The sequence below is a fragment of the Glaciecola sp. XM2 genome, from assembly GCF_018595715.1.
Taxonomy (GTDB): domain Bacteria; phylum Pseudomonadota; class Gammaproteobacteria; order Enterobacterales; family Alteromonadaceae; genus Glaciecola.
The window spans coordinates 1-205 of sequence record NZ_JAHEOJ010000010.1 but is presented as its reverse complement, the minus strand read 5'-3'; the positions used below and the strand labels follow the sequence as shown (position 1 = coordinate 205).

Genomic DNA, 205 nt, shown 5'->3' with positions numbered 1-205 from the left:
CAACAGCGGTGTATTAAGACGAAGCGCCTCAACGCAGTTGAGAGTCTTTCGCAGTGTTAATGTCTGGCGACAATAGCGATACGGTACCACCTGACCTGTAACAGGGCGAGCCATTCCGAACTCAGAAGTGAAACGTATTAGCGGCGATGGTAGTGTGGGGATTCCCCATGTGAGAGTAGCACATCGCCAGACTCCCATACCAAGC

General features: G+C 52.2%; 1 rRNA gene. It reads left to right on the top strand.

The features are described from left to right. Positions 1–62 precede the first annotated feature (62 nt). Positions 63–192: ribosomal RNA gene (rrf, locus tag KJ365_RS00040) — 5S ribosomal RNA — on the top strand. Positions 193–205: the final 13 nt, after the last annotated feature.